Below are 22620 nucleotides of genomic sequence, written 5' to 3'. Positions count from 1 at the left end.
CGTGCGGGCCCGCGCGGGCGGGCCCCCGGTCAGCGGTGCGGAAGGGTGGTGAGCAGCCGGGCGGCGACGTCGGGCGGGGGACTGCCGTCCTCGCCGGGCATGGTGCGCAGCAGGTGGCCGAGGCGCGCGTGCTCGGTCGGGGTGGTGACGAGCTCCGGCAGGAGCGCGGCGAGGGCCCACTCGGCGGCCGTCGAGCGGTCGGCGGCGAGCACCCAGGCGCGCAGGACGTCCAGGGCGTGCCGGGTGGTGTGCGGGTCGCCGAGCGCCTCGCGCCACAGGTGGGCGACGCCGTGCGCGGACGCGGGGTCCCCGGTGCTCGCGCGGGCGTACCAGCCGAGGACGAGCGGGGTGCCGTGGCGCTCGTCGCCCTCGGTGCGGCGGCACGCGTTGACGAAGCCGCCGAGGGTCAGGTCGCGCACGGGCCGGTCGTCGTCGAGGTGGGCGCGCAGTGCGGCGAGGACCGCGGGGGCGGCGGCCGACAGCAGGAGCAGCTCGACGGCCTCGGCGAGTTCACCGGCCGTCTCCCGGTCGAAGTCGTCCGGGGCGGTGGCGTCCGTGTGCAGGCGGCGGACGGCGCCGCGCAGCGCGGCGAGGGCCTGCTGGGGCCGTTCCGGCCCGATCAGCGCGTACGCCCGCGTCGCCACCCAGCGCAGCCGCCGGTCGTCGTGGCGGGACCAGTCGTCCAGGACGCGGGGGATGTTGGGGGTGCCGACGGCGTGCGCGAAGGTGAGCGAGTTGACCGCGACCAGCCGGTGCCGGAACCGCTTGGACCGTGCCCACGGCTCGATGACGAGGGCCATCGCGGACGGCAGGTCGGTGCGGGCGAGGACGGCGACGGTGGACGCGGCGCGGGTGCGGACCAGGGGGCGGCCGTCGTCGGCGAGGCGGCGCAGCCACTCGACGAGCGCGGGCCGCGCGGAGGGGTGGCCGGTCCAGACCTCGCGCAGCAGGACCAGCGGGACCCGCTCGTCGAGGAACGCCGCCTTGGTCTGGGTGACCGGCCCCCACTCGGTGGTCTCGTCCTCCTCGTACCGCTCGGCGCGGGCGAGCTGGAGGCGTTTGCCGACGTGGGTGCCGAAGACGGGGACCTCGGGGACGCGGGAGGAGTCCTCGGTCCGCTGCAGGCAGCGGTAGAGGAGGTCGCCGAGTTCGGCGGTGAGCGCGTAGGGGCCGCCGTCGAACGCGGCGAGCGCGACGAGGAACGCCTTGTCCCGCAGGTGGACGGCGGTCCCGTCCGCCTCGAACCACTCCTGGACCTGGTGCTCCAGGGTCACCAGGGAGAACTGGGCGACCGCCGCTCCGGTGACCTCCCCGGCGGCGTGCCGGACGAGCAGCCGGGCGAACGCGGCGATCTCGCGCGGCTGGTGGCGGCGGCCCAGGAACTCCTTGACGTCCGGCAGCCCGAGCAGGCGGGCGGTGGTCGCCTCGTCGGCGCGGGCGCGCAGGTGCGCGGCGAGGACGTCCTCGGCGGCGGGCGGCCGCCACGCGGCGGGGTGCACGTCCTCCAGGACGGCGGTGGGGCCGACGGTGACGACGAGGTAGGCGTCCTGGGCGGCTAGCCGGTCCCGGGCGGCCAGCAGGTGCGGTTCGCGCAGCGGGTTGCCGCGGCGGGTGGCGAGGTCGCACAGGACGTGCCCGCGGGGACGCGCGGCGTCGTCGTCGGCGGCGCCGGCGAACCGGTCGGCGAGGGCGCCGGGCGCGGTGTCGCGGTCCAGCGCGTGCACGGAGGCGACGCCGAGCCGGTGCAGCAGCATCAGGGCGGCGGTGCGGCGGCCGGTGAAGCGGGGGCCGGACAGCACCAGGACGCGTTCGCGGCGCAGCCGGTCCAGCAGATCGCCGAGCACCGCGTCGTCGGCGACGAAGGACTCCGCCAGCCGGTCCAGCGTGGCCCGCGGGACCTCACCGGAGGCGGAGACGGAGACGGAGGCGGCGGCGGGCAGTCCGGAGAGGGTCCAGTGGTGGACCGTCTTGCTGCCCATGATCACGTCGCCGGTGACGTCGGCGCGGTGCGCGACGTTGGTGTCGCCGCCGCCGAAGCTGCCGCCGAAGTCGACGGACCCGCCGCCGACGTGCATGGTGCGGGGGCTGTGGTCGAACAGGTCGCGCCGGGCCGACCAGGCGTTCTGCGTCCGGTCGGCCTCCTCCGCCTCCTCGGCCCCGCCCTTCCCCGTCCCGTCCGGGGCGGGCTCGCCCGGCTCCGGCGCGGCCCCGGACCCGCCGGGCGGTGCCGCGGGGGCCGCGGCGGCCTGCTGGTCCTGCTCGGTCACGGCCGCTCACCCCGGTCCCGGAGCCGGTCGCCCAGGACGACGGTGGTGTCGCCGCCGCCGAAGCTGCCCCCGAAGCTGACCGACCCCCCGCTGACGTTCAGGACGTGGCCCGGCGCGGGCGCTCCCCGCGCCCCGGCCGGCGCCGGTGCCTCCGCCGGTCCGGCCCGGTGCGGGACCTCCGCCGGTCCGGCCCGGTGCGGGCCCTTCGCCGATCCGCCCGGCGCCGGGCGGTCCGCGGCGCCGTCGGCTCCCTGCTCCGGGTCGCCGGCCCCTCGCGGCTCCGGGCCGCCCGACGGCCCCCCGCCGGACCCCCGCGGCGCCGGGCGGTCCCCCGAACCGCCCGGCGCCTCCCCCCTCCCCCCTCCACCGTGGTCCCCGCCCGCCGCGGTGCCCGGCACCGGCCCGTGCAGCCAGGCCCGCAGCGGTCCGTTCTTGCTCTCCACCGTCACCGGGTGGAAGTCCTCCGCCGGGATGCCCGGGTGGCCGTGCCGTACGACGCCGGCGTGCACGCTCTCCGAGACGCACAGGACGAAGTCGCCGGACCGTTCCCGCAGCGCGGCGCGCAGCGGCTCGGCGTCCAGCAGGCGGCAGGCCCGGTTCAGGTCGGAGCCGACCCACCCGTCGTGCCCGTCCACGGCGACGTACCCCGAGGCCACCACGCCCCGCAGCCGGATCTGCGCCGAGCTGGACGCCATGCGGTTGAGGGCGCGCAGCTCGGCGGGCACGTCGGTGAGCAGGGCTCTCAGCAGCGCGGTCACCGGGGCGTTCGCGTCGATCAGCTCCATCACCGCGTCGCCCCGGTCGGCCCGCAGCCGCAGCGTCCCGTCGATGCCGGCGCTCTCCAGGGCGCGGTCGGTGACGTCGTAGAGCATGCGCCGCAGGTAGGCCTGCTCGACGTCGTCCCGGTCGCTGTACTTCTCGATGTCGAGCAGGAGGATCGTCCGGCTCACGGGGTCAGCCATGGTCGCCTTCCGGTGGGAGCTGTCGCCTGGGTGAGAAGAGTGACGCCCGGGGCGGCTGCGGGAAGAGGGCGGATGACCCACTCGAAGTGTGAACGTGTGCACACAGGGCACGGGGCGTCGTGCCGCCGGGCCGCCGTGCCGCCGGCCGCTCAGGTCCCGGCCCGCGCGATGCGCCGCAGCACGTCCATGCGGACGATCAGCAGCGTCCGGCGGCCCGTGACGACCACGCCCCTGGCCCGCAGGTCCCTCAGCAGCCGCTGGACCATCTCCCGGGACGCCCCGACCGACCCGGCGAGCTCCTGCTTGCTCAGCGGGACCAGGAGCTCGACGCCCGCCTCCGTGTAGCGCGCGTTGGTGTGGGCCAGCTCCAGCAGGAGGGCCGCCAGCCGCTCCCGGACGCTCATCGACGCGAAGTCCAGGCGCCGCTGGTCGGCCGCGCGCATCCGGTCGGAGGTGAGCCCGAGCAGGGCGTACGAGACGGCGGGGGAGCCGGACAGGAACGCGGTGAAGCGGTCCCGCTCCACCACCACCGCGCGCACCGCCTCCAGGGCGGTCACGGTGGCCGAGCGGGGCCGGCCGGTGAGCGCGGCGGACTCCCCGACGATGTCACCGGGCCCGCGCAGCGCCAGCAGCGCCTCGTAGCCGTTGACGGCGGCCGCGGTCACCTTGGTCCAGCCGTGCGTGACGAGGAGGACGTACGACGACGGCTCGTGCTGGTGGAGCAGGACGTCGCGGGGCCGGAAGCCGAGTTCGCGGCCGAGACCGAGGAGCGCCTCGCGCTCCTGCTTCTCCAGACGCGCCAGGAAGGGCACCCGGTCGTCGAGCCCCGCCTCCCCCGGTAGGTCCGCCGTGGTCATGTCACTCTCCGTTTCCCCGCCGGTCCGCACAGCGACCGTTCAACGTACTGAACCCGTCGCCGCCCCGGACGCCGGATCGCCAAACCGGTGCCGTGCGCGCCGGTTCGGCGCATGATGGAGGGACTCCGGTGCTCCGGGAGGTGCTCCGTGTCGCAGCCGCCCTATCCGTCGTGGCAGCCCTGGCAACCCTGGCAACAGGGGCCGGACGGCGTTCCGCAGCCGCAGCCGCAGCCGCCGGCCTGGAACCCACCGGGCTGGAATCCGCCGGGACGGACCCGGCCGTGGGCCGTGGACGGCACCCACGGCACCCACCACATGCTGGCCTCGCACGCCGACCGCGAGCGGGCCGTGGACGTGCTCCGGGCCGGGTACGGCGAGGGGCGCATGGAGCACGAGGAGTTCGAGCGGCGGGTGGCGCGGGCGTACGCGGCCCGGACGGTGGGGGAGCTGGCGCTGCTGGTCGCGGACCTGCCGCTGGGGCCCGTGCCGCAGCCCGCGGCCGTCGTGGAGGTGCCCCGCACGTTCCGGCCGGCGGCGCGGCCGCAGACCAACGGCAAGGCGGTCGGGGCGGCCGTGTGCGGGCTGCTGTGCCTGCCGACCTTCGGGCTCACCGGCATCCCCGCGGTCGTCCTCGGGCACGCGGCGCGCTCGGAGATCCGGCGCTCGGGGGAGGGCGGCGACGGGCTCGCGCTGACGGGACTCGTCCTCGGGTGGTTGTCCACCGCGGGATGGGCACTCGTCCTGGTGCTCCTGACCATGGTGTCGGTCGCGGTCGGCTGACGCCCCGGGCTGAGGTGCGAAACGTGTTCGAAACGGACAGCCGCCGCCGATTCGAAGATCATCCGCGGCCCGGGGACTTGACATGTCTCGCCGGGCGTCGCGGGCGGGGTCCATTTGTTTTGACCGCAGCGAATGCGATAGGTACGCTCAGACCTTGTGCCTGGGGTGTGCCTTGGCTCTCCTGCGTGCCTTCAACCGCATAGGGAGCTGCGACCGGCCGCCGCAATCCGCGCCTCTTCCTGCCGTCCGGCAGGGGTCTGCGGGATTCGACACACCCGACCGCGTGGGTCGGCGACGTTCCAGGTTAGCTGTACTCATCGGCACACAGAAACCGGAGAAGTAGTGCCTACGATCCAGCAGCTGGTCCGCAAGGGCCGGCAGGACAAGGTCGAGAAGAACAAGACGCCCGCACTCGAGGGTTCCCCTCAGCGCCGTGGCGTCTGCACGCGTGTGTTCACGACCACCCCGAAGAAGCCGAACTCGGCCCTCCGTAAGGTCGCGCGTGTGCGTCTGACCAGCGGCATCGAGGTCACGGCCTACATTCCGGGTGAGGGACACAACCTGCAGGAGCACTCCATCGTGCTCGTGCGCGGCGGCCGTGTGAAGGACCTGCCGGGTGTTCGCTACAAGATCATCCGCGGTTCCCTCGACACCCAGGGTGTCAAGAACCGCAAGCAGGCTCGCAGCCGTTACGGCGCCAAGAAGGAGAAGTAAGAATGCCTCGTAAGGGCCCCGCCCCGAAGCGTCCGGTCATCATCGACCCGGTCTACGGCTCTCCTCTGGTGACCAGCCTGATCAACAAGGTGCTGCTGAACGGCAAGCGCTCCACCGCCGAGCGCATCGTCTACGGCGCCATGGAGGGCCTGCGCGAGAAGACCGGCAACGACCCGGTCATCACGCTCAAGCGCGCTCTCGAGAACATCAAGCCGACCCTCGAGGTCAAGTCCCGCCGTGTCGGTGGCGCCACCTACCAGGTCCCGGTCGAGGTCAAGCCCGGCCGTGCCAACACCCTGGCGCTGCGCTGGCTGGTCGGTTACTCCCGCGCCCGTCGCGAGAAGACCATGACCGAGCGTCTGCTCAACGAGCTCCTCGACGCCTCCAACGGCCTCGGCGCCGCGGTGAAGAAGCGCGAGGACACGCACAAGATGGCCGAGTCCAACAAGGCCTTCGCGCACTACCGCTGGTAGTCGGAAACCCCTTCGAGAACCGAGAGAAGACTGAAGCCTTATGGCTACCACTTCGCTTGACCTGGCCAGGGTGCGGAACATCGGCATCATGGCCCACATCGACGCGGGCAAGACGACCACCACCGAGCGGATCCTGTTCTACACCGGCGTTTCGTACAAGATCGGTGAGGTCCACGACGGCGCTGCCACCATGGACTGGATGGAGCAGGAGCAGGAGCGTGGCATCACGATCACCTCTGCTGCCACCACCTGCCACTGGCCGCTGGAGAACGTCGACCACACCATCAACATCATCGACACGCCGGGCCACGTCGACTTCACCGTCGAGGTGGAGCGTTCGCTGCGCGTGCTCGACGGTGCCGTGACGGTGTTCGACGGCGTCGCCGGCGTTGAGCCCCAGTCCGAGACGGTGTGGCGTCAGGCGGACCGCTACGGCGTTCCGCGTATCTGCTTCGTCAACAAGCTCGACCGCACCGGTGCCGAGTTCCACCGCTGCGTCGACATGATCTCCGACCGCCTGGGCGCGCAGCCGCTGGTCATGCAGCTGCCGATCGGTGCCGAGGCGGACTTCAAGGGCGTCATCGACCTCGTGACGATGAAGGCCCTGGTCTGGTCGGCCGAGGCGACCAAGGGCGAGATGTACGACACCGTCGACATCCCGGCCACGCACGCCGAGGCCGCCGAGGAGTGGCGCGGCAAGCTGCTCGAGGCCGTCGCGGAGAACGACGAGGAGCTGATGGAGCTGTACCTGGAGGGCGAGGAGCCCTCCGTGGAGCAGCTGTACGCGGCGATCCGCCGCATCACCATCGCCTCCGGCAAGGGCCAGGGCACCACGGTGACCCCGGTCTTCTGCGGCACCGCGTTCAAGAACAAGGGCGTCCAGCCCCTGCTCGACGCGGTCGTGCGCTACCTGCCGTCGCCGGTCGACATCGAGGCCATCGAGGGCCAGGACGTCAAGGACCCCGAGACGGTCATCAAGCGCAAGCCGTCCGACGACGAGCCGCTCGCCGCGCTGGCGTTCAAGATCATGAGCGACCCGCACCTCGGCAAGCTCACCTTCGTCCGCGTGTACTCCGGCCGCCTGGAGTCCGGCACCGCCGTGCTGAACTCCGTCAAGGGCCGCAAGGAGCGCATCGGCAAGATCTACCGCATGCACGCCAACAAGCGTGAGGAGATCGACTCGGTGGGCGCCGGCGACATCGTCGCCGTGATGGGCCTGAAGCAGACCACCACCGGTGAGACGCTGTGCGACGAGAAGTCGCCGGTCATCCTGGAGTCCATGGACTTCCCGGCGCCGGTCATCCAGGTCGCCATCGAGCCGAAGTCCAAGGGCGACCAGGAGAAGCTGGGTGTCGCCATCCAGCGCCTGGCCGAGGAGGACCCGTCCTTCCAGGTCCACTCGGACGAGGAGACCGGCCAGACCATCATCGGCGGCATGGGCGAGCTGCACCTCGAGGTGCTGGTCGACCGCATGCGCCGTGAGTTCAAGGTCGAGGCCAACGTCGGCAAGCCGCAGGTCGCGTACCGTGAGACGATCCGCAAGGCCGTCGAGAAGGTCGAGTACACCCACAAGAAGCAGACGGGTGGCACCGGCCAGTTCGCTCGCGTCATCATCGCGATCGAGCCCATCGAGGGCGGCGACACGTCGTACGAGTTCGTGAACCAGGTCACCGGTGGCCGTGTGCCGAAGGAGTACATCCCTTCGGTGGACGCCGGTGCGCAGGAGGCCATGCAGTTCGGCATCCTCGCCGGCTACGAGATGACCGGTGTGCGCGTCACGCTGCTCGACGGCGCCTACCACGAGGTCGACTCCTCCGAGCTCGCGTTCAAGATCGCCGGTTCGCAGGCCTTCAAGGAGGCCGCGCGCAAGGCCAGCCCCGTGCTGCTCGAGCCGATGATGGCCGTCGAGGTCACCACGCCCGAGGACTACATGGGCGAGGTCATCGGTGACATCAACTCCCGCCGTGGCCAGATCCAGGCCATGGAGGAGCGGGCGGGTGCCCGCGTCGTGAAGGGTCTCGTGCCCCTCTCGGAGATGTTCGGTTACGTCGGCGACCTGCGCAGCAAGACGTCCGGCCGCGCCAGCTACTCCATGCAGTTCGACTCCTACGCCGAGGTTCCGCGGAACGTCGCCGAGGAGATCATCGCGAAGGCCAAGGGCGAGTAACGGACCCCGTCCGTACGCCGTAGGCTTGACTCCGGAGCCTCATGGGGCAAACACCGCGATCGCGGGTGTTTGCCCCGGAGCTCCGGGCCATCCAGCAAAGATCACCTGGCGCCGATGAAGTAAGGCGTACAGAACCACTCCACAGGAGGACCCCAGTGGCGAAGGCGAAGTTCGAGCGGACTAAGCCGCACGTCAACATCGGCACCATCGGTCACATCGACCACGGTAAGACGACCCTCACGGCCGCCATTACCAAGGTGCTGCACGACGCGTACCCGGAGCTGAACGAGGCCACCCCGTTCGACAACATCGACAAGGCGCCCGAAGAGCGTCAGCGCGGTATCACCATCTCCATCGCGCACGTCGAGTACCAGACCGAGGCGCGTCACTACGCCCACGTCGACTGCCCGGGTCACGCGGACTACATCAAGAACATGATCACGGGTGCGGCGCAGATGGACGGCGCCATCCTCGTGGTCGCCGCCACCGACGGCCCGATGCCGCAGACCAAGGAGCACGTGCTCCTGGCCCGCCAGGTCGGCGTTCCGTACATCGTCGTCGCCCTGAACAAGGCCGACATGGTGGACGACGAGGAGATCATGGAGCTCGTCGAGCTCGAGGTCCGTGAGCTGCTCTCCGAGTACGAGTTCCCGGGCGACGACCTGCCGGTCGTCCGCGTCTCCGCGCTGAAGGCGCTCGAGGGCGACCCGCAGTGGACCCAGTCCGTCCTGGACCTCATGAACGCCGTCGACACCTCCATCCCGGAGCCCGAGCGTGACGTCGACAAGCCGTTCCTGATGCCGATCGAGGACGTCTTCACGATCACCGGTCGCGGTACGGTCGTCACCGGCCGTATCGAGCGTGGTGTCCTGAAGGTCAACGAGACCGTCGACATCATCGGCATCAAGACCGAGAAGACCACCACCACGGTCACCGGCATCGAGATGTTCCGCAAGCTGCTCGACGAGGGCCAGGCCGGTGAGAACGTCGGTCTGCTCCTCCGTGGCATCAAGCGCGAGGACGTCGAGCGCGGCCAGGTCATCATCAAGCCCGGTTCGGTCACCCCGCACACCGAGTTCGAGGCCCAGGCCTACATCCTGTCGAAGGACGAGGGTGGCCGTCACACCCCGTTCTTCAACAACTACCGCCCGCAGTTCTACTTCCGTACGACGGACGTGACCGGCGTCGTGACCCTCCCCGAGGGCACCGAGATGGTCATGCCGGGTGACAACACCGAGATGAAGGTGGAGCTCATCCAGCCCGTCGCCATGGAGGAGGGCCTCAAGTTCGCCATCCGTGAGGGTGGCCGGACCGTGGGCGCCGGCCAGGTCACCAAGATCACCAAGTAAGTTCCGCTTGCTTGGGGTCGGTTGACCCGGTAGCTCCAGCCGCGAGCTCCTGAAGGGGCCCGTACGACTTCGGTCGTACGGGCCCTTTCGTGCGTGCGGGCGGCGGGGACGCGAACGCCCCCGGCTCGTCGCGAGCCGGGGGCGTGGGGCGGGGCGGGTCAGGCGCTCAGCCGACCGTCCACTTCTGGTTGGCGGCCCCGGTGCACGTCCAGATCTGGAGCGGGGTGCCGTCGGCGGAGGAGTTGCCCTTCGCGTCCAGGCACTTGTCCGCGCCGACGTTGACGAGGTCGTTCGCGGCCGTGTGGACCCACTGCTGGGCCTTCGTGCCGTTGCAGGTGTAGAGCTGGACCGCGGCTCCGTCGGCGGTGGACCCGCCGCGCACGTCGAGGCACTTGCCGAGGGCGCGTACGGTGCCGTCGCCGCCGAGGGTCCACTTCTGGGCGTCGACGCCGGTGCAGGGGTGCAGCTGGATCGGTGTCCGGTCGGCGGTCGAGGCGCCGGCGACGTCGGCGCACATGCCGCCGATGCCCTTGATCGCGCCGGTCCTCGCGGTGCCTCCGCCGCCGGTGGAGCCGCCGGCGGTCGAGACGCGGACGTAGTCCACGGTCATCGTCTGCGGGAACTGGGTGCTCGCGTCCGGGCTGCCGGGCCAGTTGCCGCCCACGGCGAGGTTGAGGATCAGGAAGAACGGGTGGTCGTAGACCCACTTCTTGCCGCCGAGGTCGGCGGGGGTGCGGGTCTGGTAGGTCTGCCCGTCGACGGACCAGGTGATCTTCTCGGGGCTCCAGTCGACGGCGAAGACGTGGAAGTCGTCGGCGAAGGCCCGGCCGCCGGAGAGCGTGTACGCCGCGCCGATGCCGCCGCTGCCGGAGTAGCCGGGGCCGTGCAGGGTGCCGTGGACGGCCCCGGGCTCGTAGCCGACGTTCTCCATGATGTCGATCTCGCCGCTGTTGGGCCAGCCGACGCTGCCCAGGTCGTTCCCGAGCATCCAGAACGCGGGCCACATGCCCTGCCCGCGCGGCACCTTGATGCGGGCCTCGAAGCGGCCGTAGGCCTGGGTGAAGGTCTTCGCGGTGTTGAGGCGGGCGGAGGTGTACTGGCAGGGGCCGTACCAGCACTGCAGCCCGGAGCCGGTGTTCTTGCGGGCGGTGATGACGAGGTTGCCGTTGCCGTCGAGGGCAACGTTGTCCCTGCTGTTCGTGTAGTACTGCAGCTCGTTGTTGCCGTTGCCGGAACCTCCGGTCTCCACGGTCCACTTGGCCGGGTCCGGCGCGCTGCCGGCGGCACCGTCGAACTCGTCGGACCAGGTCACGGCGGTGGCGGCGGTCGTCGCGGCGTCGGCCCGGTCGGCGGACGAGCCGACCGTGGTCAGGGTGAGCGCGGCGGCGACGGAGGCGCAGACCAGCGGGACGAGCCCGCCGAGCGGCCACCGGCGTGCGCGATGAGCAGCCATGGTTGAACACACCTTGTCTGTGGGGGGTCGTGCAAGGGGGGAGCGGCCGGGACTGCCGGCCGCAGGGGGATGCTACGGACGGTGCAACGCGCAACCAACTGCCCGATTGGTCCCTCAACTGCCCCTGAGCTGCGGAGACTTGTGTGCCGTGGGGATGCCGCCGGATCGCTATAAGGCTCGTTTAAGGCGGTGTTAAGCAAGCGGGTCCGTCGCTGCGGGCTTCGGCTGTCCGGGGCCCGGACCTCACTGCATGTTCTGCAGGTGAGGGTGGGCGTACGAGGCCGTGCAGACGTACAGCTGGAGGCAGTAGCCGCGGCCGATGGCGAGGTGCGTGTCGCAGGCCGGGCCCATGACGTGCAGGCCGTCGTAGTCGGCGTCCTCCAGCGGACGCCAGCTGCCGCTGCCGCCGTCCCACTCGGTGCCGTCGAGGGTGAGCAGGGGCGTGACGTCGGCACCGCACTCGGGGCAGGACAGGGGGCAGGGGTCGGAGAAGCTCCACGGGGCGTGACCGCCGACCTTGGTGCCGGGGGCGACGGACAGGTCGTACTGGTAGTAGACGAGGTCGTCCTCGTCGTCCGTGCCGTCCTCGTCGCACCGCTCCTCATGGGCCTCCTCCCAGGCGTCGATCCGGTCCGCCAGTTCCTCGGGCAGTTCGTGCGGGGCCGGGTACTCGGTGACCGGCTCGGGGTGCACGACGCACGGCTCGGGCAGGTAGCCCGCGTTCCCGACGACGGCCGGCCGCGGCGGATCGGCCGGCGGGCCGACGACGTCGGCGGCGGCGCGCCAGCGCAGTACGGTGCGCGGCAGGTGGTCCTGGGCGTGGTCGAAGGGGCACCACAGCACCTGGAGCACGTCGGTCCCGTCGGGGCAGGGGAGTCCCGGCACGTCGGAGGCGTGGAGCTGGGCGACGGGCACCATCGGGACGGGCCCGTCCTGCGGTATCCGCCGGCGCTCGGACGCCCGGTCGACGAGGGCGCGCTCCTCGGGGGTCAGCAGGTCGTCCCCGTCGGCGCGGGGCCGGGTGTGGGCCTGCGCGAGGATCCGGCGGCGCAGGCGGATGTCGGCAGGGGCGAGGCCGTGGTGCGAGGGCCCGGTGTGCTCGGGGCAGGTCGGCCACGGTTCGTCCGCCGGCCACAGCAGCGGCCCGCCGACCGAGCTGTCGGCGGCGGTGGGGGCACCGGCCCGGGGGTGCAGACGCACCGCCGTCCGGGCGAGCGCGGCGACCTCGGGGAAGAGGGCGGTGACGTCGAGCGGGCGAGGTGGGGTGGTGCGGGTCATGGGGAGAACTTAGGGGAGGCGATTCCACGGGCGTGCCCTGGTCCGGTCCTTCCGGTGTGCGGGTCGGCTGATGCCCGGGTGGTCGAGAGCCCGGGCGGGAGGGTGATCTCCGCCCACACCGTCTTACGGGGGCGCAGGCCCGGGGCGGTGCCCCAGCGGTCGGCGAGTGCCTCGACGACGAGGAGGCCCCGGCCCGTCTCGTCGTCCGCGGTGGTGTGCCGGACCCGGGGGAGGTCGTCGCCGCGCGTGTCGGTGACCTCGATGCGCAGGGTGTCGCCGACGACGTAGACGGTGACGCGGAAGTCCCGGCCCGGGACGCGGCCGTGGGTGACCGCGTTCGTCGCCAGCTCGGCCACGATGTGCTCCGCCGGGTGCAGGGGCAGCCCCCAGGAACGCAGTTGCTCGGCGGCGAGCAGGCGGGCGAGGCGGGCCCCGCGCGGGGTGGAGGAGAGCCGCACGCTGAAGTTGCGGACGGTGGTGCGGAGTTCGGCGGTGGGGAATTTCTGGATCACGTCACTCAGCGTGGCGTCGGTCGCCTACCGTGAACAGTGACTCAGCGGGTACGTACGGTGACTGTCCGGTGGTTGTCCGGCCGTGTCGGGGCTGTCGGGGCGGGGCGTACGGGTAGGGCGTCGCTGCACGGTCGCACGACGGAGGGGTACGGGATGACGGTCGGGACGGAGACCAGCCGGCTCGGGAACGAGGCGGACGAACCGGGTTGGGAGGTCGATCCGGACGACGAGTGGGGGGTCGCGGTCATCGCGACGGTCGGACGGCAGCTGAAGCTGCGCCGGGAGGCGGCGGGGATGCGGGCCGCCGAGTTCGGTGTGGCGGTGGGGTACGGGGAGGACCTCGTCTACAAGATCGAGGGCGGGAAGCGGATTCCCCGGCAGGAGTACCTGGCCAGGGCGGACGAGGTGCTGGGGGCGGGCGGGCTCGTTGCCGCGACGTGGGAGGACGTGAAGAAGGTCCGGTATCCCAGGAGGGTGCGGGAGCTGGCCAAGTTGGAGGCGCAGGCCGTCGAGATCGGCATCTATGAGTGCAACAGCATCCATGGGTTGTTGCAGACACCTGAGCATGCTCGTGCCTTGTTCGAGGCGGCGCAGCCGCCGTATTCGTCGGACGATGTGGAACGCATGGTGGCCGCGCGGATGGCCCGGCAGGCGGTGTTCGAACGCGATCCGGCCCCGTCGATCCACTACGTGCTGGAAGAGGCACCGCTGCGCCGGCCCATCGGAGGCACAATGGTGTGGCGACGGCAGCTCGAACGCCTGTTGGAGGTAGGGCGCATGCGCAATGTCCTGCTCCAGGTAATGCCGTTGAGCTGTGAGACGCATTCCGGTCTGGACGGCAGGATTGAGCTGCTGAAGTTCGCTGACGGTACGGCGGTGGGGCGTTCGGACGGCGCTTTCAATGGCCGCCCGACCGGTGAGCCCAAGCAACTGCGCATCCTTGAACTGCGGTATGGCACGATCCGGGCGCAGGCTCTTCCCCCTCGGGAGTCGCTTGCCCTCATCGAGACACTGCTGGGAGAGACATGATTCGTGAAGCCTCCGAACTGGCCTGGTTCAAGAGCAGCTACAGCAGCGGCAACGACGGCAACTCCTGCGTGGAGATCGCCATAGCCCCCGGCGCGATCCACGTCCGCGATTCCAAGCAGGCCGCAGGCCCCCGGCTGGTGCTCGGGCCGGGGGCCTGGGGGGACTTCGTGGCGTACGCGTCGTCGCGGGGGTGAGCCGGGCGGCTAGCCGAACGTCACCACCAGGCGGCCGTCCGAGGCGAACGACCACTTCAGGGCGCCGAGGTACGACGAGCAGCGCGAGCCGTTCGTGCCGGACCAGAACTGGTTCGTGCTGTCGGCGTTGCCGATGATCCGGTCGTTCGTGCCGCTGCCGCTGCGGCACGAGGTGTTGTTGCGGAAGACCGACGTGCCCGCGTCGAAGTTGAAGTTGCGCTGGGCGTTGTCGACGGAGACGTTGTCCGAGACCGTCATCGTGCCCGGGTTGCTGTTGTACGTGAAGCCGTGCTTGCCGTTCTTGTAGGCGATGCTGCGCTTGATCACGTGGTTGACGGGGATGTCCTCGCCGCCGAGCTTGTAGCCGTTGCGGTCGCCCGCCCCGGCCTGGGAGCCGTCGCTGAGGGTGCCGTTGTTGTGGGCGAGGGAGTCCTCGATGGTCACCGGGCCGATCGCGCCCGTGTCCGACTTGGTGTAGAGGTCCCAGCCGTCGTCGATGTTGTGGTGGGCGACGGCGTACCGGAAGACGTTGCCCGGGCCGGTGGTGAGCTTCGAGGCGAAGCCGTCCGCGTCCTCGCCGTCGGAGTCGGCGTTGTCGTGGGACTCCGCGCTGAGGATGAGGTTGTGGGACGGCCACTGGTCCTTCGGGGTGGTGGAGGCCGCCCGGGAGAGCTGGAGGCCGGTGTCCCGGTTGAAGCGGGTGACCGTGCGCTCGAAGACGTTGTTGCTGCCGCCGACGAAGATGCCGTTGTCGCCCGCGCGCTCGACGACGATGCCCTTGACGTGCCAGTACGAGCCGTTGACGGCGAGGCCGCGGTTGGCCGGGTCCTCGGTCTGGGCGGAGAAGTTCAGCACCGGCGTCTCGCCCGGGTAGGCGGCCAGGGTCTTGCGGGCGGCGGAGGTTCCGCTGTTGTCCGCCGCGATGGTGACCGTCTGGGTGTGGCGGTAGGTGCCGCCGCGCAGGTAGATCGTGCCGCCGGGGGCGAGGCGGGTCAGCGCCGAGGTGAGCGTGGTCGGGCTGGACTCCGTGCCGGGCGCGCCGTCCGTGCCGTTCGGCGCCACGTACAGGGCGCCGCTCGTCGGCGGCGGGGTGGTCGTGTCGCCCGTCGTCTCCGCTTCGAGGTGGTCGATGTTGGGCAGGCCGGCGGAGGCGGTGGGGTTGAGGCGGACGGTGTTGCTGCCCGCCCGCACCGGCACGGTGAACGTCTTCGTCGCCCAGGTGCTCCAGGCGCCGGTGCCCTCGAAGGTCGCCGACGCGGCGGTGGTGCCGTTGACGACCAGGTCGGCGGGGCGGACCGTGGTGGTGCCGTTGGCGAAGCGGACGCGCAGGGTCGCGGTGCCGGCGGCGGGGGCGTTCACGGTGAACTGGGCGTAGGCGCCGACCGCGTTGGTGGCGTTGCAGAAGCCGGTGCCGGTGTAGCCGGTCCAGTCGGATTCGAGGGCGCCGGTGCACACCGCCGGGGAGGTCTCCGCCTCGTACCGGGTGGTGGCGGCCTGTGCCGTGGTGCCGGACAGGGCGACGAGCGTGCCGGCGAGCAGGCCCGCGCAGGCGACGGCGGGGCTCGCGACCGTCAGGGGTCTCCGTTGCATGGAATGTCTCCCAGAGTTCAGCCACCGGAATCGGAAAGCGCTTTCTGGGACGTTAAGAGGGTGTTGCGTACGCGTCAATAGACTCGTACTTGATCCTTATTCAGATGACTGAACACACGTCAGGTCCTGAGGGCGACGGGAGCCCGGGAAGCGCGCGGCGAGTTCGCCGACGATCCGGGGCACGCTGCGGGTCCCGTCGCAGAGGGCGACGACCTCCTCGTCCTGCCCGGTCAGGACGCCGACCCGCTCGGGAAGGAACAGCAGGACGGCGTCGCGCACGGGTCGTGGCGCCGGAGGGTGCCGGGGGCGGGCGGTCCGTCGCCGAGCGCGGCCGCGGGCGCGAGGGCGGCCGGCCGGTCGCCGGGCCGGGGGGCGGGCGGTCCATCACCGGGCTCGGAGGCCGTGCTCACGCCGGCTCCCGGTGGCCCGCCGCGTCCACCGCGTCCAGCAGCGACCACAGGACGTCGCACTTGAAGCGCAGCGCCGCCACGGCACGCTCCTGGTCGTCCCGGGTGCGGGCCCAGGCCAGCACCAGGTCGAGCGCCTCGCGGCTGTCGCGGCGGCCCTGGGAGACCCGGGAGCGGAAGTAGGCGAGGCCCTCGGTGCCGATCCACGGGTAGTGGCGTTCGAACGCCTCGATGCGGGCGCGCATCAGGTCCGGCGCCGACAGCTCGGTCAGCGAGGCGGCGACGGCTTCCAGCGGGGAGCGCAGGCGGCAGAAGTTGACGTAACCGTCGACGGCCAGCCGTACGCCCGGCAGCACGGTGTCGCCGCGCAGCATCGCCTGACGTTCGAGTCCGGCCGCCTCGCCCAGCCGCAGCCACCGCTCGATGCCGCCCTCGCCCTCCGCCGGACCGTCGTGGTCCTGGATGCGGCGCAGCCACATCCGGCGCAGGGCGGGCGTGTCCAGCTTGGCGGTGATCAGGGCGTCCTTGACGGGGATGTGGCGCTGGTAGTGGAACCGGTTGCCGATCCAGCGGCGCAGCTCCGACGGGCTCAGGTCACCGCTGTGCATGCGCACGTTGAAGGGGTGGCGGTCGTGGTAGCGCTCCTCGCCGACCGCGCGCAGGCGGGTCTCGAACTCGGCGGGGTCCCAGGGCTCCGCGAGCGGGGGGAGCGTGCCGTCGAGGTCCGTGTGTGCGGCTGCCGTGGTGGTCACAGCTCGATCACCATCCCGTCGTCCGCCACCTCGACGCCCGGCCGGGCGAGCCGCTTGTGCTGCGGTGCCGCCGGGTCGACGAGGGGGGTTGGTGTTGTTGAGGTGTGTGCAGAGGCACCGCGTGGGAAGGGCCGCGAGGCGTTCGGCGGTGCCGTGCGGTCCGTCGGCGGGCAGTGGCCGTGCCGGTCGCGGTGCGGGGGAGATGCCGGTGCGGCGGGGCTCGCCGTCCCGGAAGGTGCCGTCGACGAGGACGCGGTCGCCGCCCGCCGCCGCCAGGGCGGCGAGCGCGGCCGGACCGGAGCGGGTGGCGGAGCGCGGCGCGCGACCCGGGTGCGTCATGTCGACTCCTTCTCGGACGGACGGGGGCCCGGGACACCCCGGGCCCCCGTCGCGGCGTGCGCGTCTGCGGGCCGACGGCGAGGTCAGCCGGAAGGCGGGTTCACGACTCGCCCCGTGCCTTCGGAGGCTGGCTGGCCAGCAGACGCCCTGCGCGGGACGCGTCAGGCGGTGCGGTTGTCGTTGCCGTTGTAGTCGTCCTCGATGAGGCAGAAGTCGATGTGGCTGAGACCGTAGTAGCGGCCGCTGTTCGGGTTGATCGGGGCGTGCAGGTTCTCGTCCGAGCCGATCCCGTTGGGCCGGTAGTCGTAGAGGTTGGCGTTGGGGCCGCCCTTGACGATGACGCCGGCGACGGCCCAGTCACCGGTGACGTCGAAGTCGAAGGTCTGCCCGGCGCCCTCGTCCTCGTCCGTGATGTCGGAGACGGTGACCGGCCCGAACGTGCCCTCGCGGGCGGGGTCCACCTGGACGATGAGGTCGCAGTCGAAGTCCAGGTCGCCGAAGTCCGGGTTGCCCGGCACCTCGATGGGCTGCTCGCCGGACACGCTCGGCGGGCCGGGCTGGGCCGCGGCGGGGCCGGCGGCGAGGCCGAGGGCGACCGCGGTGGTCAGACCGAGACCGGCGAACCGCGCACCGAGCCTTGCTCGGCGCGACGCGGTCTTTGCACGGGTAGCTACTCGCATGACGAGTACTCCTCCTTAGGTCTTGGGTTGCCCCCGCGGACTCTCGCGCCTTTCCATCGGCGATCCGAGTGCTGAACTGCCGTCCGCCACCGGGCATCCGATCATTTGCACAATCCGACCGGCTCCACGCCCCGGGACCCGTCAGGCTGCGCCATCCGAGTCCCGGAACACCGGAAAGGACGAGTGCGGTCCCGGTGCGGCGGGGTAGCCGGTAAGGCTGCCCCCGCCCCGCGGCCGGTCTCCCGGCGGCCGCGGGGGGTGCCGCCCGACGGGCGGGGCGTGCGCGACGGCGGCCCGGACAAGTGGGACGCATGTGTAAAAAGGTTGGTATAACCGTCACATGGGGCGTCCGAGCTGCTCCCACCCCTCCGTGCAGCGCGCCCGAGGGCCTGTCGTCCGGGCCGGGTCGCAGGTGACCGGCGGTGTGCCGCCGACGTCGCGGACGCGCGTGCCGGACCCCGCGTCCGCGGCGTGATCCGAACGACAGGACCCGCACCTTCGTCGGGGGCCGGGGTCACAGGGAGAGCCATGCGGCAGTTCAGCAGCGCGGTGTCGGGGCGGGCGGTGCCTTGCGCGGCGCACCGGACCGCGTCGCGCAAGGGCCCGGGGGACGAGTGGTGCGTCCCGGTCGCGATCTGCGCCGACACCGCCGGGGCGGCGCTGCCGGCGGCGGTGCTGTTCTCCTCGGCGGGCCAGGCCCGCCCCCTCCACCACGCGCTGGTGATCGCCGTCGCCTGGGTGCTCGTCGGGCTGGCCGGCAGGCGCTACGCGCCCTGGACCTACGACGAGGGCGCCCCGGTCGGCCCGGTCGTGCGGGACTGGCTGATGCTGCTCGGCGCCCTGTCCGTGCTGGGCGCCGTGTCCGGGGCGGGCGGCGCGCCCGCCGCGCTTCCCCTCGCCCTGTGCCCCGCGCCGGTGGTCACCGTGGTCTGCCGCAAGGCGATCCACCAGCGCCTGCGGGCCGTGCGCCGCAACGCCCGCGGACTCAGGCGCGTGCTCGTCACCGGCGAGGCCGGGGCGGTGGACGCGGTGGTGGGGCAGCTCGCCGAGCGGACCGACCACGGGTACGTGGTGGTCGGGGCCTGCGTGGTCGGCGAGGGCGACGTGCTGTCCGGCGTGCCGGTGTCCGCCCGGCTGGGGGCCGACGCGCCCGCCGGTCCCGACGAGGACGCCACGCCCGTGGCGGACGCGGCCGAGGCGCTCGGCGCCGACCTGGTCTTCGCCGCCACGGGCCCGTCCCTCTCCGGCGACCGGCTGCGGCGGCTGTCCTGGGCCCTGCACGACCGGGACCGTCCGCTGACGGTCCTGCCGGGCCTCACCGAGGTGGCCCGGCGCAGGGTCCGGCTCACCTCGGCGGCCGGACTCACCCTGCTGCACATCGCGCCGCCGGCGCGCGGCGGGCCGCCCGCGCTGCTGAAGGCCGCCACCGACCGGCTGGGCGCGTTCCTCCTGCTGGCCGCGCTGGCCCCGCTGTTCGGGGTCCTGGCGCTGGCCGTGCGGGCGGGTTCCCGCGGGCCGGTCATCTACCGCCAGACGCGGGTGGGCCGGGGCGGGCGGCCGTTCCCCATGTGGAAGTTCCGCACCATGGTCGTCGACGCCGACCGGATGAAGGGCGACCTGGCGGCGGCCAACGAGCACGACGGCCACATGTTCAAGCTGCGCCGGGACCCGCGGGTCACCGGAGTCGGCCGGCTCCTGCGCCGCTACTCGCTCGACGAACTGCCCCAGCTGGTCAACGTCCTGCTCGGCCACATGTCGCTGGTCGGCCCCCGCCCGCCGCTCCCCGAGGAAGTCGCCGGATACGACCGGACCGAGCTGCGCCGGCTGAGCGTCAAACCCGGCCTCACCGGCCTGTGGCAGGTCAGCGGCCGGTCCGACCTGTCGTGGCACGAGACCGTCTCGCTGGACCTGCGGTACGTGGACAACTGGTCCTGGACCTGGGACCTGTCCGTCATGGCCCGCACGGTCCGCGCCGTGCTGGACGGACGCGGGGCCTACTGAGGGCGGGGACGCCGGGAGCGGGGCGCGGGGCCCGCCCGGGGCGGGCCGCGCTCTTCCAAGCGGTCGAGTGTGCCGGCGACACGCCTCCCGGTGCTGGCCCGCCCCCCTCGCCGGGAGCAGCGTGGGGACGCAGGCATGTCGTCCAGCTCGGGAAGGGCCGTTCCACCATGGCAGAGACCGCAGCGCCGCCCGTCGTGGGCACCCAGGCAGGCGGGGCCGGCCGCAGGACCGCCGTGCAGCGCTCCCTGCGGGGCTTCACGGGAGCGGGCTACGACAAGGGGCGCCCCCTGCTCGTGCAGGCCGCCTGGTTCGCCGTGCTCCACCTCGTCTTCGTCAAGTGGTGGTTCCCGGCCCGCTGGCGGCCCGCCGTGCTGCGGGCCTTCGGCGCGCGGATCGGGCGGCGGGTGCTGATCCGCCACGGGGTCCGCGTCCACTGGCCCTGGCGGCTGGAGGTCGGCGACGACGTGTGGATCGGCGAGGACGCCTGGCTGCTGAACCTGGAGCGGATCACGATCGGCAGCGATGTGTGCGTCTCGCAGGGGGCGTTGCTGTGCACGGGAAGCCACCGGCGCCACCACCCGACCTTCGAGTTCGACAACGCGCCCGTCCGCCTGGAACCCGGCGCCTGGGTCGCGGCGCGGGCCGTGGTGCTGCGCGGGGTCACCGTCGGCCGCGGGGCGGTGGTGGGCGCCTCGGCGGTGGCCCGTCGCGACGTCCCTCCCGGCGCGGTCGTCACCGCGGGGACCGGCTCGTGAGGGTCGTCCACGTGGTGACGCTCGTCAGCGACGACGGAGCCTACGGCGGCCCGACCAGCGTGGCCGCCGGGCAGCTCCGGGAGTGCGCGGCGCGGGGCCACGACGTCACGCTGGTGTCCCTGTGGCGCGGTCGCGGCCCCGCACCGGCACGCCTCGGCCCGGTGCCGCTGCGCACCCGCCCGGCCCGCTCCCTGCTCCCCGGGCGTTTCACCGGACTGATGCACCCGCTGCTCGTCCGGGACCTGTGGCGCTCCCTGGGCGGGGCGGACGTGGTCCACGTCCACGCGGGGCGGGACCTCGTCTCCCTGACCGCGCTCGCCGTCGCCGTCCTGCGCCGCAAGCGGTTCGTCGTCCAGACGCACGGGATGGTGCAGCCCCGGCGCGCGGCCGCCGTCCGGCTCTTCGACCGCCTCTACGTGCCCCTCCTGCGCCGGGCGCGCGGCTGCCTGGTCCTGACCGGGCGGGAGCGCCGGGACGTCGCCGCGGTCGTCGGCGCCGGCGGGCCGCCGCTGCTGACCGTCCCGAACGGGGTGCGGCCCGGGTCCGGCGCGGCGGCGGACCCCGTGCGGCGCGGGAGCGAGGTGCTGTTCCTCGCCCGGCTGCACCCGCGCAAACGGCCGGAGGCGTTCGTGGCGATGGCCGCGCTGGTGCACCGGCGGGTCCCCGGCGCCCGGTTCACCCTGTACGGGGCGGACGAGGGCGCGCTGCCCGGGGTGCTGCGCCTCATCGCCGCCCACGGACTGGAGGGGGTCGTGTCCTACGGCGGCGCGCTGGCCCACCCCGAGGCGGTACGGGCGTACGCCAGGGCCGCCGTCTACGTGCTGCCCAGCGTGGACGAGCCGTTCGGCATGACCCTCATCGAGGCCCTCGCCGCCGGAACGCCCGTGGTGTGCACCGACACCTGCGGGATCGCGGAGGAACTGGCCGGCAGGGGAGCGGCGGTGGTCACCGACGGCAGCCCCCGGGAACTGGCCGACGCGGTGTGCGGCCTGCTGGCCGACGAGGGGCGGCGGGCCGCCCTCGCGGCGGCGGGCCGGCGGGCCGTCGCCGAGGCGTTCTCCGTCCACGCGGTGACGGACCGGCTGGAGGAGATCTACGGGCGGCTGTGCCGGGTGCCCTGAGGCGGCGGGCCGCGACCGCGCGCCGGAACGGCCCGACGACCCGCCAAGCCGCGCCCAATCGGATGGATATCACGATAATCCCGCTGGTCGGAGCCGGTGGCGCGGGGCAGGGCGCCTACGTTCGAGCCATGGACTTCGCCAGCGCGCTGAGGCAGCTCTCCCAGGCGCAGAAACCCGCCCGGGGCGTGTCCCTCTACGCCCGGTTCGTCAACCGGCCGGCCGGCCGGGTGCTCGCGGCCACGGCGCACCGCGCCGGGCTCTCGCCCAACCACGTGACCGCCGTCAGCGCGCTGATCACCTGTGGGGCCGTCGCCGCGATCGCCTGGTACCCCCCGTCCCGCACCCTCGGGCCGTGCGTCGCGCTCGCCCTGCTCGTCGGCTTCGCGCTCGACTCCGCGGACGGCCAGCTGGCCCGGCTGCACCGGTCGGCCAGCCCGTCCGGGGAATGGGTCGACCACGTCACGGACTGCGCGAAGCTCCTGGGCCTGCACGCGGCGGTGCTGGTCTCCTTCCACCGGCACGGCGATCCGTCGCGCCCCGCCCTGCTGCTCGCCCCGCTCGCCTTCCAGTTCGCCGCCGTGCTGCTGTTCTTCGGCGGGATCCTGGCCGAGCAGCTCCACCGGCGGGACGGGGCAGCGGGCCCCGGCCCGGTGCCCCCGCCCTCCGCCGTCCGCGGCGCGGCGCTGCTGCCCCTCGACTACGGCCTGCTGTGCCTGGGGTTCGTGCTGTGGGGGCACCAGGGGCTCTTCCTGACGGTGTACCTCGTCCTGCTCGCGGCGCACGCGGTGCTGCTGCCGGTGTTCCTCGCCAGGTGGTTCCGGCGGCTCTCTCCCCGTCCCCGGACGGAGGCATCGGGCGCCGAACGACACGAAGGCGCGCCCGACATCGCATAAATACGGACAAACGGTGATTAACCTTCGGGCAGATTCCGGATTCCTCG

21 protein-coding genes are annotated in these 22620 nt (G+C 72.7%); 11 read left to right on the top strand and 10 right to left on the bottom strand.

Translation table 11 applies throughout. The features are described from left to right. Positions 1-29: 29 nt before the first annotated feature. The 3 genes from ACIF8T_RS18715 to ACIF8T_RS18705 all read right to left on the bottom strand — a co-directional run bounded on the left by ACIF8T_RS18715 (position 30) and on the right by ACIF8T_RS18705 (position 4086). Positions 30-2267 (bottom strand): hypothetical protein, encoded by a 2238-nt coding sequence (locus ACIF8T_RS18715; RefSeq protein WP_400036289.1) that lies wholly within the window; start codon positions 2265-2267, stop codon positions 30-32. Next, complete coding sequence (locus tag ACIF8T_RS18710) at positions 2264-3229, bottom strand: hypothetical protein (protein ID WP_400036287.1); 966 nt, start codon at positions 3227-3229, stop codon at positions 2264-2266. Before ACIF8T_RS18710 ends, ACIF8T_RS18715 begins: the two co-directional genes overlap by 4 nt. 149 nt (positions 3230-3378) lie before the next feature. Beyond that, complete coding sequence (locus ACIF8T_RS18705; RefSeq protein ID WP_400036285.1) at positions 3379-4086, bottom strand: Crp/Fnr family transcriptional regulator; 708 nt, start codon at positions 4084-4086, stop codon at positions 3379-3381. A gap of 147 nt (positions 4087-4233) precedes the next feature. Here ACIF8T_RS18705 and ACIF8T_RS18700 point away from each other — a divergent pair, with 147 nt between their 5' ends. From ACIF8T_RS18700 to tuf, 5 genes are all read left to right on the top strand, one after another. Beyond that, the gene (locus ACIF8T_RS18700; RefSeq protein WP_400036283.1) at positions 4234-4866 is read left to right on the top strand and encodes a DUF1707 and DUF4190 domain-containing protein; all 633 of its coding nucleotides are present in this window, start codon (positions 4234-4236) and stop codon (positions 4864-4866) included. A gap of 342 nt (positions 4867-5208) precedes the next feature. Continuing rightward, the gene (gene rpsL / locus ACIF8T_RS18695; RefSeq protein WP_003948652.1) at positions 5209-5580 is read left to right on the top strand and encodes a 30S ribosomal protein S12; all 372 of its coding nucleotides are present in this window, start codon (positions 5209-5211) and stop codon (positions 5578-5580) included. 2 nt (positions 5581-5582) lie between these two features. Further along, positions 5583-6053 (top strand): 30S ribosomal protein S7, encoded by a 471-nt coding sequence (rpsG, locus tag ACIF8T_RS18690; protein WP_003998848.1) that lies wholly within the window; start codon positions 5583-5585, stop codon positions 6051-6053. 40 nt (positions 6054-6093) lie between these two features. Beyond that, positions 6094-8220 carry an elongation factor G gene (gene fusA / locus ACIF8T_RS18685; protein WP_400036281.1) on the top strand — a complete coding sequence of 709 codons (2127 nt, stop codon included), beginning with the start codon at positions 6094-6096 and terminating at the stop codon, positions 8218-8220. Between the two features lie 155 nt (positions 8221-8375). Next, on the top strand, positions 8376-9569 hold the full coding sequence (tuf, locus tag ACIF8T_RS18680; protein WP_400036279.1) for an elongation factor Tu: 1194 nt from the start codon (positions 8376-8378) through the stop codon (positions 9567-9569). Between the two features lie 166 nt (positions 9570-9735). Here tuf and ACIF8T_RS18675 read toward each other — a convergent pair whose 3' ends face one another. The 3 genes from ACIF8T_RS18675 to ACIF8T_RS18665 form a co-directional block, all read right to left on the bottom strand. Further along, the gene (locus tag ACIF8T_RS18675) at positions 9736-11022 is read right to left on the bottom strand and encodes a family 16 glycosylhydrolase (RefSeq protein WP_400036277.1); all 1287 of its coding nucleotides are present in this window, start codon (positions 11020-11022) and stop codon (positions 9736-9738) included. Between the two features lie 243 nt (positions 11023-11265). After that, complete coding sequence (locus tag ACIF8T_RS18670) at positions 11266-12300, bottom strand: hypothetical protein (RefSeq protein WP_400036275.1); 1035 nt, start codon at positions 12298-12300, stop codon at positions 11266-11268. Beyond that, positions 12297-12812 (bottom strand): ATP-binding protein, encoded by a 516-nt coding sequence (locus ACIF8T_RS18665; protein ID WP_400036273.1) that lies wholly within the window; start codon positions 12810-12812, stop codon positions 12297-12299. The genes ACIF8T_RS18670 and ACIF8T_RS18665 overlap by 4 nt, the downstream gene beginning before the upstream one ends. Positions 12813-12965: 153 nt before the next feature. Here ACIF8T_RS18665 and ACIF8T_RS18660 point away from each other — a divergent pair, with 153 nt between their 5' ends. Together ACIF8T_RS18660 and ACIF8T_RS18655 are read left to right on the top strand one after the other, a co-directional pair. Continuing rightward, entirely contained in the window at positions 12966-13841 is an 876-nt protein-coding gene (locus ACIF8T_RS18660; RefSeq protein ID WP_400036272.1) for a helix-turn-helix domain-containing protein, read from the top strand. Beyond that, a complete protein-coding gene (locus ACIF8T_RS18655; protein ID WP_400036271.1) occupies positions 13838-14035 on the top strand; it encodes a DUF397 domain-containing protein in 198 nt (65 codons plus the stop codon). The genes ACIF8T_RS18660 and ACIF8T_RS18655 overlap by 4 nt, the downstream gene beginning before the upstream one ends. A 9-nt stretch (positions 14036-14044) precedes the next feature. Here the strand turns inward: ACIF8T_RS18655 and ACIF8T_RS18650 are convergent, their stop codons facing one another. From ACIF8T_RS18650 to ACIF8T_RS18635, 4 genes are all read right to left on the bottom strand, one after another. After that, positions 14045-15625 carry a carbohydrate-binding protein gene (locus ACIF8T_RS18650; protein WP_400036270.1) on the bottom strand — a complete coding sequence of 527 codons (1581 nt, stop codon included), beginning with the start codon at positions 15623-15625 and terminating at the stop codon, positions 14045-14047. A 96-nt stretch (positions 15626-15721) separates the two neighbouring features. Continuing rightward, positions 15722-15904 (bottom strand): hypothetical protein, encoded by a 183-nt coding sequence (locus tag ACIF8T_RS18645; protein WP_400036268.1) that lies wholly within the window; start codon positions 15902-15904, stop codon positions 15722-15724. 127 nt (positions 15905-16031) lie between these two features. After that, positions 16032-16784 (bottom strand): pyrroloquinoline-quinone synthase PqqC, encoded by a 753-nt coding sequence (gene pqqC / locus ACIF8T_RS18640; protein WP_400036266.1) that lies wholly within the window; start codon positions 16782-16784, stop codon positions 16032-16034. A 500-nt stretch (positions 16785-17284) separates the two neighbouring features. Then, positions 17285-17803 carry a hypothetical protein gene (locus tag ACIF8T_RS18635; RefSeq protein WP_400036264.1) on the bottom strand — a complete coding sequence of 173 codons (519 nt, stop codon included), beginning with the start codon at positions 17801-17803 and terminating at the stop codon, positions 17285-17287. A gap of 528 nt (positions 17804-18331) precedes the next feature. Between ACIF8T_RS18635 and ACIF8T_RS18630 the strand changes: the two genes are divergently transcribed. From ACIF8T_RS18630 to ACIF8T_RS18615, 4 genes are all read left to right on the top strand, one after another. Further along, a complete protein-coding gene (locus tag ACIF8T_RS18630; protein WP_400036262.1) occupies positions 18332-19804 on the top strand; it encodes a sugar transferase in 1473 nt (490 codons plus the stop codon). Between the two features lie 167 nt (positions 19805-19971). Continuing rightward, positions 19972-20559 carry a putative colanic acid biosynthesis acetyltransferase gene (locus ACIF8T_RS18625; RefSeq protein WP_400036260.1) on the top strand — a complete coding sequence of 196 codons (588 nt, stop codon included), beginning with the start codon at positions 19972-19974 and terminating at the stop codon, positions 20557-20559. After that, positions 20556-21680 carry a glycosyltransferase gene (locus ACIF8T_RS18620; RefSeq protein WP_400036258.1) on the top strand — a complete coding sequence of 375 codons (1125 nt, stop codon included), beginning with the start codon at positions 20556-20558 and terminating at the stop codon, positions 21678-21680. Before ACIF8T_RS18625 ends, ACIF8T_RS18620 begins: the two co-directional genes overlap by 4 nt. A 128-nt stretch (positions 21681-21808) precedes the next feature. Next, a complete protein-coding gene (locus ACIF8T_RS18615) occupies positions 21809-22573 on the top strand; it encodes a CDP-alcohol phosphatidyltransferase family protein (RefSeq protein WP_400036256.1) in 765 nt (254 codons plus the stop codon). Positions 22574-22620 lie beyond the last annotated feature (47 nt).

It is taken from the genome of Streptomyces sp. NPDC085946, assembly GCF_044540485.1.
GTDB lineage: Bacteria > Actinomycetota > Actinomycetes > Streptomycetales > Streptomycetaceae > Streptomyces.
The sequence above is the reverse complement of the archived record's forward strand: the minus strand, read 5'-3'. Positions and strand labels throughout refer to the sequence as shown.

Coding starts and splice junctions, on each gene's coding strand:
- ACIF8T_RS18655 (WP_400036271.1), top strand. CDS start 13,838: ATGATTCGTGAAGCCTCCGAACTGGCCTGGTTCAAGAGCAGCTACAGC.
- ACIF8T_RS18670 (WP_400036275.1), bottom strand. CDS start 12,300: ATGACCCGCACCACCCCACCTCGCCCGCTCGACGTCACCGCCCTCTTC.
- ACIF8T_RS18650 (WP_400036270.1), bottom strand. CDS start 15,625: ATGCAACGGAGACCCCTGACGGTCGCGAGCCCCGCCGTCGCCTGCGCG.
- ACIF8T_RS18635 (WP_400036264.1), bottom strand. CDS start 17,803: ATGCGAGTAGCTACCCGTGCAAAGACCGCGTCGCGCCGAGCAAGGCTC.
- ACIF8T_RS18625 (WP_400036260.1), top strand. CDS start 19,972: ATGGCAGAGACCGCAGCGCCGCCCGTCGTGGGCACCCAGGCAGGCGGG.
- ACIF8T_RS18675 (WP_400036277.1), bottom strand. CDS start 11,022: ATGGCTGCTCATCGCGCACGCCGGTGGCCGCTCGGCGGGCTCGTCCCG.
- ACIF8T_RS18630 (WP_400036262.1), top strand. CDS start 18,332: ATGCGGCAGTTCAGCAGCGCGGTGTCGGGGCGGGCGGTGCCTTGCGCG.
- ACIF8T_RS18615 (WP_400036256.1), top strand. CDS start 21,809: ATGGACTTCGCCAGCGCGCTGAGGCAGCTCTCCCAGGCGCAGAAACCC.
- ACIF8T_RS18660 (WP_400036272.1), top strand. CDS start 12,966: ATGACGGTCGGGACGGAGACCAGCCGGCTCGGGAACGAGGCGGACGAA.
- ACIF8T_RS18710 (WP_400036287.1), bottom strand. CDS start 3,229: ATGGCTGACCCCGTGAGCCGGACGATCCTCCTGCTCGACATCGAGAAG.
- ACIF8T_RS18705 (WP_400036285.1), bottom strand. CDS start 4,086: ATGACCACGGCGGACCTACCGGGGGAGGCGGGGCTCGACGACCGGGTG.
- fusA (WP_400036281.1), top strand. CDS start 6,094: ATGGCTACCACTTCGCTTGACCTGGCCAGGGTGCGGAACATCGGCATC.
- rpsG (WP_003998848.1), top strand. CDS start 5,583: ATGCCTCGTAAGGGCCCCGCCCCGAAGCGTCCGGTCATCATCGACCCG.